This is a genomic window from Marinomonas ostreistagni (assembly GCF_016461785.1).
GTDB classification, from domain to species: Bacteria; Pseudomonadota; Gammaproteobacteria; order Pseudomonadales; family Marinomonadaceae; genus Marinomonas; species Marinomonas ostreistagni_A.
In genome coordinates this window covers 74,001-89,156 of sequence record NZ_JAEMUH010000011.1, presented here as the reverse complement: position 1 = coordinate 89,156, position 15,156 = coordinate 74,001, and the positions used below count along the sequence as shown (strand labels likewise).

General features: G+C 41.9%; 16 protein-coding genes. 1 reads left to right on the top strand and 15 read right to left on the bottom strand.

All coding sequences use genetic code 11. The features are described from left to right. Positions 1 to 11: 11 nt before the first annotated feature. On the top strand, positions 12 to 974 hold the full coding sequence (locus tag JHD44_RS12415) for an acyltransferase family protein (RefSeq protein ID WP_199463086.1): 963 nt from the start codon (positions 12 to 14) through the stop codon (positions 972 to 974). A 1-nt stretch (position 975) separates the two neighbouring features. On the opposite strand, the gene JHD44_RS12410 is transcribed toward JHD44_RS12415, so the two are convergent. From JHD44_RS12410 to JHD44_RS19135, 15 genes are all read right to left on the bottom strand, one after another. After that, a complete protein-coding gene (locus JHD44_RS12410) occupies positions 976 to 1,608 on the bottom strand; it encodes an OmpA family protein (RefSeq protein ID WP_199463084.1) in 633 nt (210 codons plus the stop codon). 20 nt (positions 1,609 to 1,628) lie between these two features. Then, positions 1,629 to 3,101, bottom strand: coding sequence for a TadE/TadG family type IV pilus assembly protein (locus tag JHD44_RS12405; protein WP_199463082.1), 1,473 nt, complete (start codon positions 3,099 to 3,101; stop codon positions 1,629 to 1,631). A gap of 99 nt (positions 3,102 to 3,200) precedes the next feature. After that, positions 3,201 to 3,749 carry a tight adherence pilus pseudopilin TadF gene (gene tadF / locus JHD44_RS12400; protein ID WP_199463080.1) on the bottom strand — a complete coding sequence of 183 codons (549 nt, stop codon included), beginning with the start codon at positions 3,747 to 3,749 and terminating at the stop codon, positions 3,201 to 3,203. Between the two features lie 3 nt (positions 3,750 to 3,752). Further along, positions 3,753 to 4,295 (bottom strand): hypothetical protein, encoded by a 543-nt coding sequence (locus JHD44_RS12395; RefSeq protein ID WP_199463078.1) that lies wholly within the window; start codon positions 4,293 to 4,295, stop codon positions 3,753 to 3,755. An 11-nt stretch (positions 4,296 to 4,306) separates the two neighbouring features. Beyond that, positions 4,307 to 5,953: a tetratricopeptide repeat protein gene (locus JHD44_RS12390; RefSeq protein ID WP_199463077.1), complete on the bottom strand. Its 1,647-nt coding sequence runs from the start codon at positions 5,951 to 5,953 to the stop codon at positions 4,307 to 4,309. Continuing rightward, the gene (locus JHD44_RS19140) at positions 5,946 to 6,836 is read right to left on the bottom strand and encodes a type II secretion system F family protein (RefSeq protein ID WP_199463075.1); all 891 of its coding nucleotides are present in this window, start codon (positions 6,834 to 6,836) and stop codon (positions 5,946 to 5,948) included. Before JHD44_RS19140 ends, JHD44_RS12390 begins: the two co-directional genes overlap by 8 nt. Continuing rightward, a complete protein-coding gene (locus JHD44_RS12380) occupies positions 6,826 to 7,755 on the bottom strand; it encodes a type II secretion system F family protein (RefSeq protein ID WP_199463073.1) in 930 nt (309 codons plus the stop codon). The genes JHD44_RS19140 and JHD44_RS12380 overlap by 11 nt, the downstream gene beginning before the upstream one ends. Then, a complete protein-coding gene (locus JHD44_RS12375; RefSeq protein WP_199463065.1) occupies positions 7,755 to 9,047 on the bottom strand; it encodes a CpaF family protein in 1,293 nt (430 codons plus the stop codon). The genes JHD44_RS12380 and JHD44_RS12375 overlap by 1 nt, the downstream gene beginning before the upstream one ends. 9 nt (positions 9,048 to 9,056) lie before the next feature. Further along, entirely contained in the window at positions 9,057 to 10,310 is a 1,254-nt protein-coding gene (locus JHD44_RS12370) for an AAA family ATPase (protein WP_199463063.1), read from the bottom strand. Positions 10,311 to 10,316: 6 nt separating this feature from the next. After that, on the bottom strand, positions 10,317 to 10,829 hold the full coding sequence (locus JHD44_RS12365; protein WP_199463061.1) for a hypothetical protein: 513 nt from the start codon (positions 10,827 to 10,829) through the stop codon (positions 10,317 to 10,319). Then, complete coding sequence (locus JHD44_RS12360) at positions 10,826 to 12,160, bottom strand: type II and III secretion system protein family protein (protein ID WP_199463059.1); 1,335 nt, start codon at positions 12,158 to 12,160, stop codon at positions 10,826 to 10,828. The genes JHD44_RS12365 and JHD44_RS12360 overlap by 4 nt, the downstream gene beginning before the upstream one ends. A gap of 10 nt (positions 12,161 to 12,170) precedes the next feature. Further along, a complete protein-coding gene (cpaB, locus tag JHD44_RS12355) occupies positions 12,171 to 13,010 on the bottom strand; it encodes a Flp pilus assembly protein CpaB (protein ID WP_199463057.1) in 840 nt (279 codons plus the stop codon). 9 nt (positions 13,011 to 13,019) lie between these two features. Further along, entirely contained in the window at positions 13,020 to 13,481 is a 462-nt protein-coding gene (locus JHD44_RS12350; RefSeq protein WP_199463055.1) for a prepilin peptidase, read from the bottom strand. Positions 13,482 to 13,506: 25 nt separating this feature from the next. Beyond that, entirely contained in the window at positions 13,507 to 13,707 is a 201-nt protein-coding gene (locus JHD44_RS12345; RefSeq protein WP_199463052.1) for a Flp family type IVb pilin, read from the bottom strand. Between the two features lie 462 nt (positions 13,708 to 14,169). Further along, positions 14,170 to 15,156: a peptidoglycan-binding domain-containing protein gene (locus JHD44_RS19135; protein WP_199463050.1), complete on the bottom strand. Its 987-nt coding sequence runs from the start codon at positions 15,154 to 15,156 to the stop codon at positions 14,170 to 14,172.

The window sequence follows — 15,156 nt, the reverse complement described above, 5'->3', positions numbered from 1 at the left end:
ACAGAGCACTCATGATCTATTCTATTCACATACTGCGTGGCCTCTGCGCTTGGATGGTGGTTGTTCACCATTTCTGCTATAGCTATTTTGACGGCATCAGCAATCCATTGCCCGACTCCATTCAAACGCTTTCCTTTATTCTAGGTATTGGTGTGGATGTATTTTTCGTCATTAGCGGCTATGTTATGTCGTTGCTACTAGAAAAACACTCTCAATCCCCCATACCTGCGTCTCAATTTCTCAAGCGCCGCTTACTGCGTATTATACCGGGTTGGTGGTTTTATCTAGGTTTGTTTGCACTGCTCTCTCTGACAATAGAGGGGCTGCCTTATACAATAGAATGGAGTTGGCAAACACTCTTACAATCCGCTTTACTACTTCCTCATAGCAATCTTAATGGCTCCGGCTTTTACCCTATTCTGTATGTGGGCTGGTCTTTAACATTCGAACTGTTCTTTTATGGTTTGATTTTTTTATTCATCGCTCTATCCATCAAACACCTACCGTTTATGATTGCTATGGTGCTGTTTTCGTTAGCGATAATTTTCCCTGATCAGGCAACTTTGGGCCATGCAAACTTTTTCTTTATGGAGTTTTTGATGGGCTTTGTATTCAGAAGAAAATCGGAATTTGTTGGGGCTCTATTTCTGTGGTCCGCTTTCTCGATCTGGGTACTATATGGGCAATTTGAGGCAGCACGTTTCACTCTCGCTAGTACAATTTTTGTTCTTGCGATGAACGCCAATATCACTAGAGAAAGCCTATTGAATCGCTGGCTAGGATCTTCAGGCAATTACTCGTATTCAATTTATTTAAGTCATTTGATTGCGATAGGACTCGTACATATCGCCCTACCACCAAGTGAGCATACATTTAAGAATATAGCGGCTTTTTGTGCTGTTCTATTGATGACTTACTTAATGTCTAAATTGTCATTCAGATGGGTTGAGCAATCGTTTCAGAAATGGGGCTAACCTATTGCTTAATGTCCACACGTCTATTTAAATAGCGCCCATTTTCCGTGCTGTTGTCGGCAACCGGGTCGGTTTCACCTTTCGAAATTTTGACTAGGTTGTAAGGCGCATTTGGATGCTTGGCCATGTAGCTTGAAACAGCCACTGCCCGATTGGCACCGAGGGTAAAGTTATACTTTTTGCCGCCTACGTTATCCGTATGACCTTCTACAACCACTTTATTAGCGTACTGAAGGCGCTCTAACAAGCTATCAAGAATGTAACGAGACTGTTCTGTCAGCTCACTACTATTAAACGCAAAGTGCACCCTTGCCATCACACCATCTTTTGAAAAAGCTCGATCCCCTTTCGTCATTAGAAATTCAGCGCATTCTTCGGACAACTCTCCCTGACCGACTAATTGATCTTGGATAAATTGAAAAGAAGGCTCAATAGGTAATGAGTCAGGTATGTAGGAGTATGTGCCTTGATTAACATAAATTCGAGTTCCTTGCCCTACATGAACAGATTGTTGAAACTCCAATGCCCCGTTACTACAGTAAATATCTAACTGACTAGCGTCGCTAGCGGCAAATGATAACGCGCTTAACACAATCCCTGAAAAACCTAAGACGCCTAGCCCAACTACTTTCATTAATCACAGTTCCTAAATTTCTAACGCACCAAGCTACCTACTTCTTCAGAAATAAGGCTCAAAATTTTGTTTTTTATATCTTCTGTGTTTTGAGCCGCATATACACGCCCTTCACCAACACAATTTTTCATTTGAGGATTCGCATCGACATCATAATCAAATCCAATTGCAGCCAACTCAGCACGAACACTTTTACCATCGACGGTTAGGCTCTCAAGGTGGTTTACAATTGAGGAACATAAACCATTATTAATTAGCTTATCCGTAATTGAACTATATGAATCAACCCCATCAGACAAAATAATAATTAAACGTCTTGGATTCGAACCAGCCTCAGCCATTTGAGCTGCTCTTATAATACCAGCATAAGAAGATGTCCCACTCCCTCCACTCTTAGAAATATCAAAACGATTACTATCATTCACTTTATTAGTAACGGCTTCAAAATCACTGCTAGGAGAAATATCTTCAAAGACTGAAATATTAGTAACTTCTGACTCGCTCAATCTATATCGATTCGATGCATGACTTTGATTAAATACATTATCAACGGTAGCCGAAGCATCGATATAATTATGCGCTCTATCACTTGCTATCGCCCACTCTTGAAATGCCCCGTCCAAATTACTGTAACAATCATCAGTCAAAGACGTTTCATAGTCATAACGCCCATAGCTCTGCCAGTAGGTATTATCATTACACACTAGATGGTGTGAAAAAGATCTTGTAATTTCTTCAACAAGCTGTTTTTCCGTAACATCTTCACAAACGTAACGCCACTTCCCTTTCCTTCGCTCCCAATAACATTCCTCTCCAACTTTAACGTCTTTCTCTACGTAATTAGTTGTAACCTGAGATGTATAAAAATCAAAACCAACAACAGCAAGTGTGTTTATTAATGTTGGATTTTGTTCATTATAATGTTCCAATTCATCTGCAATATCATTAGTTATATCATTCAGGTCTTTGAATTTCCTTTGGTTTCCCCCAGACCAAGTTTCAAACATGGAAGCAGAGTAATCGGCAACAAGCACAACATCAACTGCTTCAGATAACCCCTTCCTTGCTTGTGATGTTCTGCCCATGTTAAAAGAATTGCCGTAGGATAGACTGGTATTATTGTCATTAAATAAAGTTTCTCTATTTATAGATACCGTTAAGCTGTACTCGAAAAACCTTACCTGCTCATCTCCACTTCCCTCAGTTTTAGGCTGCTTACTAGATGTAACCGTAATGTTCGCATTATCGACATCGGGAAAGTAGCCTGCCACGAAACGCTGCGCAATCGCTTGGCGCTCCGTATCTTCATCCGAAGCCCCAGCTGCAACCGCTAATACGGCGACTTCCATTGCATCGGTTAGACGAGCATCACTTTGTAGCATGCGCGCTCCATCTGTTGCCCAGATGAACATCCCAAATAAAACAGGGAAGATCATGGCAAACATAAGGCCCGCATGACCAGATAAGCGTTTTCTAGAACGATATGCAACCATCTAAAGTATTTACTCGTAAAAAAGACTGATATTCACTGTTTATATTTTGAACTAAAAACCCAATAAAGGCTAATTAATAGGCACTATAAAAGGGTTAATTTAGCGCCCTATCATCAACGCGTCACTTCGAACAACCGTGTCATCATTTGTTACAAAACGACCAAACCAGTTGGGGGTTTCATAACACAAAGTGATTCGATAAAGAGAAGCTTCTCTTCCCCAAGACGTCATCACAGATAGGTCAGAGCTTAAATCTAAATCGCTTTGGGTACAGGTTATTTGACCTCTGTCTCTAGAGGAATATCCGGCGTCAGGATCCCATGTTTCCAAACGGATACCGTATTTCGTTGTATCAAAACTAGACAGCATTCGTGTTAGTGAATTTTGCAAAATGGTATCAAGTTGCTGGAATTCAGCATCAGATACCGTTAACTGATTAGAGCCAAACAGTGCCGTTCTTTCTTTTAGCAAACCCACACCTGAATACGCTAAACGGTCCAGTTTGCCTTTAACAGAAAAGCTAATCATGGTATCGCTGGCAAATGATAACGCCGCAGCAAATACCAAACCTACAATAGAAAACTCAACTAAAAAGTTTCCCTTTAGTCGATGTGGTCTTCTATGACTATAACGTTGCACCTGTTTCATACATTAACCACGCTGATACTCCTGTACAACGATCATCTCCCTTGAAAACACATCGGTACGAGTACCAAAGAATGCCGAGAAAATAGGTTGATAGTCGTATTCAATTCGATATATTGCAATTGGCGCACCAATGGCGGTACCACATTGATTGCCATCAGCGGTCGTGGCACAGGTTGCCGTAAGGTTGGCTAGCTCGTCATAACTTTGCACAAACTGAATACTTGTTTTGAACGCATTTGCGGATACGAAGTTACTCCAGACGCTATCATTCTGATTAATAATGGTCTGAAAATCTTGGTTGAAGTTAGCTTGGTTTGCATCTGTTAAGTCATTTGGATTTAGCTTGGCATAGTGACTTGCATTGGAGATCAGCACATCGCCCAAAGCTGACACATAAGAAACGTAACTCATTTCAGCCCATAGGAGACACATCCCCCAAAATGCGCCAAAGCCCATAACAAATTCAAGTGCCGCCACACCGCGCTTTCTCTTTGGTGAAGTAGGCGCTCTTTTTTGAAGGCGGCCAGACATTTTCAATAGCCCCATGTTAACCCCCACTATTCCACATTTATCATGTTACCTTGCTCATCAAACGTCACGTCAATGAGATACCCTCGATGACGAAACTGGGCAACAGGAATTTCCGAAACACCATCAGATACGAGTGAATAAGTGGCTAATTTCACGAAATCATGTTCTGCACTGGCATTGTTACTTACTTCAGGTTTAGACCATATTTTAGCACCTTCTGGTGCAGTGGGTTCATCGGTATCCTCAAGGCTGCTTGTTTGTAAACTTGTCTCGACAGATTGTGGTGCAGCAGAAGCATAGCGTCTTTCAATCCCCATTAGGCTACTGAACTCCGATTCCTTGGTTGCTTGCTCATCTTTGCTCTGTTCATTAAACGTACTGTTTACAACTGGCTGAAGTTTCTGAGGTGGTACTAAAGGATTCACCTCAACCTCGGATAACGGCTCGACAGTCGTTTCGTAGCGTCGGGAAATACCTGTCAATTCAGTAAAGCTACGACGCTCTTCTTTCCTAGTAACGTCTGTATTTGGCATTAATGCTTGTGAGCCTGGTAACACCATAGATTCCTCGAAAGTAGGCGTTACTAGCTCCGATAAGAGCACACTACTAGGTCGTTCAATCTCTGTATTTAACTCACTGTCTATCGCTTCATCAATAGCAGGTAACTTAAGCATACTACCATCCGTTTGTTTTTCAGAAGACACACTCGCTTGTCTAGCTGGCATTGATGAAAGAGAGTTCGACGCAACTGAAGCCATAGGTTGAACCCTATCAGTCTGCGAGGATGGTTGCGGTTGGGCATCGCTAGATGAAGCCATTTCAGATTGTGCGGCAACTGTCGACTCAAACTGAGGCTGAATCACTGACTGAGATGACTTTATTGGTTGGCTTACATTTGTCTTACTAGAAATAGCTTTGGTGGATGTTCTGGTCGCAGGCTCGCTAGCGCGCAGATTCTGAAAGATTTCAAATAATTCAGCTTCACTGTATTTCCCAGAGTAAATGGACTTCAATGACTCGAAGCTTCCCAGCTTAGACACGATGATGGCTAAATTAGCTTTCACTTGGGCATCCACTTTTGCAGGGTTCGCTATGTAAATTGGCATTAAACGGGCTGCCGCTTGCTTAAAATCCCCTTCAATCATGTCTAGTAAAGCTAAATTATTTTTAACCGTGATATCGTCATACATGAGCCCACGAGCAGAAAGAAAAGACTGACGAGCATCGACTAAATCCCCCTGTTCCGCTTGTACAACACCTAACATATTCACCGTTTTGGCGTCATCTGGTGCTCTTTTCACCGCGATTAATAATGACTGCTGTGCTTGCTCTAATTTGCCTACGCCGTACAAGGAAACTCCCTGTAAATAAAATACTGAAGCAGGAGCGTCGGCATCTCTGATCATCGGCATCAGCGTAAAGAGAGCAGATTCAAAGTCCTTAGTGTCGACATATATTTGAGCTAATTTTAGGCGAGTATCAGCGTTCTCCTTTTGCTTAAGCTGCTCCTTATATAAGTCAATCAGACGAGGATAGTTTTTGGACTGCTCAAGGAACGCTTCATTTAACCTTGAGTTATCTGATAATGGCGCTGAACTAGTATTTGCATTAGGCGTCATCGCACACCCACTAAGTAGAAGAATGCCAATACTAAAACCGATAACTTTAACCATTCATCATCCTCATTATTCCAGGTGCTGCGATCAATATAACAATCGGAAACATTACAAAAAGTATCAATGGAACAGACATTTTAGCCGCCAATTTACCGATTTTCTCTTCTAGACCCAGCATTTGCACTTCGCGTATTTCAGAAGATAAAGTCGTTAACACCGTGTAAATAGAAGAGCCGTACTGCAAGCTCTGGTTTAATGTCATGACAAAGCTTCGCATCTCATTTGTGGGGACTCGACTATGAAGTTCTGATAACGCTTGCTCAATACCTACGATTTGGATGCGATCATTCGTCTTGTTAAGCATGTGGCCAAGGTCTTTATCAAAAGACATCATTTCCTTGCTCAGGTATGCCATAGAAGCTTCGATTGTCATCCCTGTTTGTACACAAACAGCCAATAGGTCAATCATGTAAGGCAGCTTAATAGAGATATTAGTTTGCAGGTTTTTGGTACGCCTAGCCAAATAGGCATCAGGAACAATCAGCACCACAACCAACCAAACACCAAGATAAATGAATAAGTTCTTTAATGCCCAGTTTTGCTCGATCGAAAGCCAATAGATAATCCCTGCACCTAGACACAAACCAAGATATTTAGCTGGCATATAGTACACAGCAATTTGTTGATTATAAAATCCTGCCGCTAGAAACTTTTTCTGCATCTCCTGCTCTGACGCAGAGAAGGCAGAGCGAAGCCCTTTCATCAACTTACGTAACATTCGAAAGCGGCTTTTGGGTTCATCTTGAAGGCGGTAGCTCATTAACCACTGCATTCCCTTACTGCGTTGCTTGCTCGAACCCAGTATAAGAACAATGAACACTGTATAAAATGCGACCAACAAAGAGACAAAAATCGTATCTGAGAAGAGATCAACGAACACTTTTCATTAACCCCCATATAATCGCAATACCAATGGCTTCACTTGAGAGCATGTAATAAAGCAGTTTTCGACCTTCTGAATCGTTCATTACAAAGTCAAAGTTTTCAGGGCTCAAAAAACGCATCATGATCAAAAATATAAAGGGGATGGCGCCAACAATCTTCGCAGAGGTCCTCGCCTCTGATGTCAGGGCATATTTCTTTTTCTCGATCGCACGAATATTAAACATTAAGCGGTTTAAGCGCTGAATAATATCTTTTAACTGACCGCCCCGCTCCATATTGGCTTGAATGGTAATAACGAAGAAATAGAACGTAGGGTATGGGAAGCGGACACAGGCTTTTCGAAAGACTTCTTCAGGTGCTTCGCCTAACTGAAGTCGCTTTCCCATGATTCGAAATTCATCTGCAACACGCCCATCTAATGACTCGCCCACATAGCTGATCGCTTGTGTGATACTTTCCCCTGCAGAAACAGCACTGGTCAGCATATTTAGGGCAACCGGAAAGACTTCCTCAAATGACTTATGTTGTTTCGACTGAAGCCATGTATAACCCACAAAACTCCCGAATACGAGAAAGGCCGCCAAAATTAGGTAGTAGTTACTTTGAACAAAGTTGTCGTTAAACAGCTTAGCAACCAGCGCAAGCACAACGTAAAACAAAGTTAGCTTTAATGTGCCTTGTTTTCCAAGTAGGTTTAATAAATTCAGCCAACGGTTCTTTAGCTTATCAAAAAAAGTACGCCCAGAGAGACTCTTTAAATCGACTACCTGCTGGCTGCTCTTTGACAATTTCGGCATTTCAGAGCGAGAGTATTCATTCAAATAATCAATGTGCTTTGAACGCTTCAATTGATGACTGAAGTAAAAATAGCCGACCAAACCTAATAGCGTTAAAAAAGCGAAAAAGCCTAACATTACTTTTTCTCCTTTTGCTCCAAGCTTTTGAAAGCCCCTACTAGACGTTCTTCTAAGCCAAAGAAGCGAGCTTTTTCAAACAGGACTGAGCGCTTCATTAAACCAGTAGTTTCAAAGCTGCCTTCAAGTTTGCCTTGCTCATTTTGATTATAGCTTGGCTGAAAACGGAAGATTTCTTCTAGAATAACACTACTTCCTTCCAGGCCAACGACTTCCGTAATGCTCATCACTTTACGTGAGCCATCATGTAATCGGCTGATTTGGATAATAAGGTCTACTGCGCTGACAATGGTTCGACGAATCGCCTCCAGTGGTAGATTACTGGTTGCCATCATCACCATGGACTCTACACGAGCCAAAGCGTCACGGGGGGTGTTGGCGTGCAATGTGGACATAGACCCATCGTGGCCTGTATTCATTGCCTGCAACATTTCAAAGGCCTCTGCACCACGACACTCACCAACAATGATGCGATCAGGACGCATACGTAATGAGTTAATCACCAAGTCTCGCTGAGATACCATACCTGTATTTTCAATACCGGCTGTTCGAGTTTCAAGACGAACCACATGCGGTTGCTGAAGTCTTAATTCTGCCGCATCCTCTATGGTCACAATACGCTCATTCTCAGAGATATATTGGGACAGGGCATTGAGCATGGTGGTTTTACCTGAACCCGTACCACCAGAAATCAATATATTCAAACGACACCGGGCGGCAACCATCATCACTTGTGCCATTTCGACACTCATGGCGCCAAATTCGCATAGCTTTTGAAAATCAATACTTTGCTTTTTGAACTTACGAATCGAAATGGATGTGCCATCAATCGCAATCGGTGGGATAACAATGTTGACACGGCTACCATCCGCTAGACGCGCATCACAGGTTGGCGAGGAGTCATCCACCCTCCTACCAACGCGAGAGGCTATACGTTTCGCTATCTCAAGCAGTTGCTTCTCATCAATAAAGTCAACATGTGTGCGCTCTACCAAACCATTACGCTCGATAAAAACGTTCTCATGACCATTGATCATGATATCGCTGATCGATTCATCTTCCATCAAGCCTTGCAGTGGTCCTAAACCAACCAGTTCGTTGACCAAATTCTTCACAAAGTCTTGGCGTATTGCCTTAGGGACTGATAGACCTTCACGACTAATAAGTAAGTCAATAGCGTCTGTTAGCTGCTTACTAAGCTGCTCTTTGTTTAGGCTTGAAATCACATCGGGATCAAGCGCATCAAATATTTGCTTTCTTAATCCAACATATATTGCCTTTGCACCGATCATGGTAAACCTCTACTTGTTATCTCGCTTACCAAAAGAGAAAAGTGAGCGTTTTTGCTTTTTCTCCTCTGTGCTTTCCCCTAATACAACGGACGCTAACTCTTTCAGAGGTTTGGCTGGTTTTAGTGACGTTTTAGCGATTCTTTTGTCGTCTAGAATATAAAACGACAATTGTTCACAGTAAGGAATTTCAATATCAATTTTGTGTTTTAAGAAGGCTTCGGCATCCGCCAAGGTGAGAGTTTGAGCTTTCTTCGGTAAGGTATTATTCATAACCAAGATCAGGCGCAACGAATCACTGTGATTGATTTTTTGGATCTTATCCCGCATTCGAGCAGCATCTCGAACAGAAGAAACAGTAGGAGCCATGACCAGAACAATACAGTCACATTGGCCAATAAACTTATCCGACTCAATGCCAAACCCTACTGAAGAAGAGCAATCCTCTAAAACAAAGTTCACTTCACTGGCGAGTAAATCCACTACTGCATTCGAATAATCCAGTAATGATGTACTGTCTAGTGTTTCCGATGTGAGCGACAAAACAGATAATAAACTGTTTTGGCGAAACATTAATGATTGTGCAAATGACTCATCTAATGACGCCAAGTCACCCTGTTGAACTTTCCGTCTTTCATAATCGCGTATGCCCATCATGATATCTAGGTCACCCGTACTATAGTTCTGATCGACAACTAGGCACGATGATTTCTTATGGGCACTTAGTAAGTACGATAGCTCGGCACAAATAAACGTTGCACCTACACCGCCTTTTGAGCCAATGACGCTAATGTATTTCGCTCTCCTATTTTGCCCAGGCCCACGGCTACTATTACGCTTACGGTTATCGTTAACACTTCTAACAAAGTCAATCAGTTCCTGCTTCGTGATGGGCCAAAATAGGTAATAAAATCCCATTGCCTTTAAATTACGAATCGTCGAAATAGCGTCTTCACTTCCGATTACAATAACCGATGCATGGTTAGGCAATAGATGGCTAATAAATTCTGCTTCTTGGCTAACATTCGAGCTGTTATTAAGCTCTACAATCACAATTTCGATATCAGACTTACGTACATAATCCGTAATTTCATCTTTGGTATTTTTCGCAACAGTAGGCGGAGCAACACCTTCAAAACGATAAGCTTCTTCAACTAGCTTTTTACATTCGTCTGTTTGATAAAATAAAACTGTACCGATCTTTTCTTGATCGATTTGTACGTCACTTTTCTTGCTCTTCTTTAACGAGTCAACTAAGTCAAACATCGCATATTACTCCTGAACTCGTTGAAGGCTAGGAAACATACGTTCAGGTGCAACCATGCTTTTCCATCGAGCATTCTCAGTAAAACATCCGTCATCCGCTAAAAAATAGTCTTGTGAGATTACTTCTTCACAAGTTCGATCACTCACCTGATACTGAATAACCTGTATTTCAAAGTTAAACCGATTTTTTGCAGCAGATGGGGTTGAGCTCTCTAATATTCGGTAGGGTGGTACACCTAAATCAAGTAGATGACTTTTTGCGAATTGAAACAGAGTTTTAGCGCTGTTGTCTCGCCAATCTAACTTTACGGTTTGAGTCAGCAAAATTTGCTTGTTTTGGTGTATAAACAACGCCAGTTGCTTTTTAGCCGCTTCTAAGTTTGTCGATGACACTTTAATCGATAAGTTATGTTCAACTGGAAAAATATCTATGGCAGGCCCATTTCTACTTGGTTCAACAGAACTACAGCCCACTAAAGAAATGCTCAAAGCACTTAACAAAATCAATAGTGTTTTCATTGTTTAAAGCCCCCCTGAGACAGAATATCTTCACTTATCTGCTTAGTTTCAGGTTTTGAGCTGAAATAAGTCTTCTCAGGAATGACAAAGAAGCGATCTAGATTACTCGTTCTTTGGAACGTTGGCAGCTGAATATCTTCTGCAGAAATTGGTTTTACCAGATTGACTGTGGCAATAATCAGCAACTCGGTTTTGTTACGCTCTGTCTCAGTATATCGAAACAAAGAGCCTAATATTGGTATGTCGCCAATGTAAGGAATTTTACGTAGTAGTTCACGCTCTTCATTATTCAGCAAGCCACCTAAAACAAAGCTTTGGCCGTCCGCCAACTCAACGGTTGTTCGCGCTCGACGAGTTTTAAACGCTGGAATATTGTAAGTTGAGTCGCCGTATTGCGTATCAATCGAACTCACTTCGGGCTGTAATGAAACGCGTATTTTGTCGTCTCTCATTACCTTTGCCATCATTTCTAAACGAATACCGAACTCTTTGTAGGTAATTTGAACTTCATCGTCGTAAGCGGTTGCAATAGGCAACTCTCCACCCACTAGGAAGCTCGCCGTTTCTCCAGAAATCACCGACAAATTTGGCTCAGCCAAGACTTGTCCAATTTCGTCATCGTTAATCGCTGTGATCGCTCGAATGATGGTGTCACTTGAGAAACTACCTAAGGCATTAACAAACACCCCAGAAGACTGTGAGCTGGTAGCAAACTCTAAACCAAAGTTTTGCATCAGTGAGTGCGACACTTCTGCCACTGAGATTTTGACGTTAATCTGCTTGGTCGACGCCACTTCGATATTATTCACAACACCGGTAAAGATTCGCTTACGCATGAAATCCATCGTCAGCGATTGGTTGTCATTCAGTTTCCATTCTATGTCTTGGTTTTCAGAGGGTTTGCCTAATAACTCACCTACTAATATGTATATGCCGTCTTTTTCTTCTTCGGTCGCAACCGTACCGCTCAAAACAACCTTATCACCTAAATTGAAAATTGAGACATCGGCATTTGGATAGCGCATTTCAATATTTTGCTGTATATGCACCATACTCTGATTGACAACGAGCTGACGTTGAAAAATGGTCTCGCCATCATCGTCAAAAATTAACAATGCTGCTTTACCTACGCCGCGACCAAAAACAACAATTTTATTTTTGTCTATGACCTGATAGTCGGCAATTGCTGGATCGGTAATAAAAACCGAACCAATTTCTTGTTTGGTAGAGATTGGGCGCGCATCTCCTTCGGCAAGATTGAGGAGCTCTTGAGCCCAAATAAACGGGCTACTAAAAATGAGAGTTACTAAAACGAGTAAATACTTTGCCACACGTAAGCCCTTATTGAAGAATCTGCGATTGAGAGCGTAATTCACGAACCGCCTTATAATCGGAAAGAATATCTCCGGAATCGGCAGTTAAATCAGACACTAAGCTTTCCCCTGTTGAGAGGTGCACTTCAAGTTGCGCAATCGTCTTTGCAATAGTCAGCTTAGCGACTTGCTTTCTGGTCAATTGAAGCACTAGCGAAATTTCAGAAGAAGTAGCTTCGGTGTTAGGTGAACTAGAAAGCTTACTGGTCACCGTAGGATCCTGTTTTGGTAAATTAACCTGAAGAACCTTAATTCCAGTAAACAAAGGAGCTAGCGATACGCTATCTAAATCGACAATTTTAGGTCTTCCTGACAGGTTTTGGGTGGATGATGTTAACACTAATAAATCAATGGTCGACCCTTCAGTAATACCACCACCAACGACAGAAGTCTTGGGAACCGAAATAGAAACAGGCACATAGCCTGGCTCAATAATAAGCTCAACGTAACCGCTTTGCCCAGGGTAAGAAATGTCTTCGGGATAAATAGGTTGCGACTCAGAAACTTCTCTTTTAGCTACCATGCCATCGACAAATTCCATAGAAGTATCTTGCTTGATACCGAACTCTAGTGCTTTGGCCTCTGACATTTTCTCTAAACGGAGAGCTTGACGTGTAATAGGCTCCCCTATCGATAGTTCCTTCTTGGCTACCCACACAAGGAAAGTTTTCTCTTGCACGACAGGTGCTGAGGCAGCAGATTGATTTGACGTAGTCGAAGAGGTAGATGTCGCCTTTAAAACCAAGATCCCAATTAGACCGATGCCTAAGATAATTAGAGACACTATCATCAAGAACCTTGAACGCATAAATACTTCCTAGCTGTGAAGATCAAACCAACTTAAATACGAAAAAAAAATTGCCAGAGAACCAGACATGCAAATGGGTACAGCAAAAGGTAAGCCTTTATCACGTACTTTAGACATTCCAACGACAAGACCGTACGCCAAAAACACAAGAACAAGACATCCGCCAAAGAAAGCCGTGCCATATAACATTATTGGCATCATCTCAGGAGATACTCCTAGTGTTAAGACGACAATAAGCTTGGTATCTCCCGCACCTAGCACACCAAAACAGTGCAAGACAAAGCCTATACCTAGAAGCACCAGACTGGTCGTCAGAATTTGATAATTGGGCTGATAAATCCATGACAATAACAAAAGAACTGTCAAGCAGCTTAAATCAAAGTGCTTAACAGTTCTTGAAACACAATCACTTATCGATATTTTTACTAGAAAAAACAGTACAAAAAAGTACAAGATTCCCCAGAAAAACATCTAAATGTCGTACTTTAATACAGAATTATGAGCCAGTAGTGCCAGTAACAAACCCAGATAGAGTTGTCATAGCTGTTGTTAGTGCAGTTTGAAGACCTCCATCTGAACCAAACACTGCCGCAGCAATGCCTGCGATAGCAACCGCAACAACTGCGTATTCGATTGCTGTAACACCTTCACGAGACCCCATGAAGGCTTGCGCTTTAGCAAAAAGTTTAGTCAACATTTTGACACTCCATTATTTAATTTATCAAATAAGACAACGATACGCTGACTTAGTAAAAATACACATTACAGAATTGGTGTTATGCAAATATTACACCAGCACCAAACTCTAACACTTGATTTAATTATAGAGTAAAAACAGATATTTTTACTTAATAATCCACTGACTTCCCTACCAAATGGCAACAATGGAATTCAATACTTTTATGAAGACATATCTTCAATACTACCTTGTTTCTGACCAAGGTCAACGAACAAAAAACCATCAAAGCCGCCACTTTTGTTACACAATGTAAACGAAAACACTCCGACAGTAAATTTTCTTTCAGAAATCGCTTACTTTTAACAGCCACTACATTATGTAAGATACACTTTGCAACAAAGCTAACACTCTTTCTACAAAAAAAGCCAATGCGTTGGATGCATTGGCTTTTTCATGATAAGAATCAATTTGGCTCTAAGATTACTGGTTGTAATGAATCCCTAACGAATCTAATGATTCAAACGTTATCGCGCCCACTGCCAACCCGTTTTCCCCCTGAAACACTTGCAATGCTTGGATCGTCTTTTCGCCTAGCATACCATCCACAGGTCCAGGCTGATAGCCAATGTCAGACAGTCGCTGCTGCAAACTTAAAATTAGGTTTGAGCTTAGGTCATCATTACAAACAGCACGACGCATTACCATCTTAGGCTTACCCGAATAGGATTTAAGTTGCATCTGACGAGTTTGAGCTGGCACTTGACGTGGGTTAGCACTAGCAGGCTTAACGACCTCATCCACAGGCACTTCCTCCAATTTTGGAGCAAGCGACACTTCAACTACTCGAGCCGGCTGATCAACCACCCACTTTGTGACAGTTTCATACTTAGCAGGTACAACCTCTACCTTACTTTGTTCTGGCTGAACCAAAACCTGCACTTTTACCCACTGCTCTTTGGCTGGAATTTCTTTCGCACAAAAAGCTGCTGCACCACCAAATGAACTACACTGCTCAATAACAGTGCGGGCTTCTTCTACTACAACACGTTTCTGACGCTCTTCGTAAACAGCAGGCACTTTAACAAAGCGAGTAGTTTCAGGGCGGACCAATACTTGTTCGGTTACGCGCTTGTATGTTGCAGGCTGCAGGCGATAAGTTACTGTGCCCTCACGGGTAACAACTTGCTTATATCCGCGTTTAATCTCTGCTGGCGTCACTTCTATGGTGGTGTGAGAATCTTTTACCGTAACTGCGACCGTTTTTTCGATCGCACGAGGTTTAATCTGACCATACACCCAACATTCGCCAGGGTTCACTTCCAAATCTGCTGGAGATGGAATAGAGACAGGTTGCTCCATTGTAGAATTACTCGAAGCAGTCGCTGTCTGGGCCATGGAATAAGGCAAATGAAGCGCTAAGGCGGTTAGCACGGAGCCTAGTAACAATCGTTTTTTCTTCGTACTCAC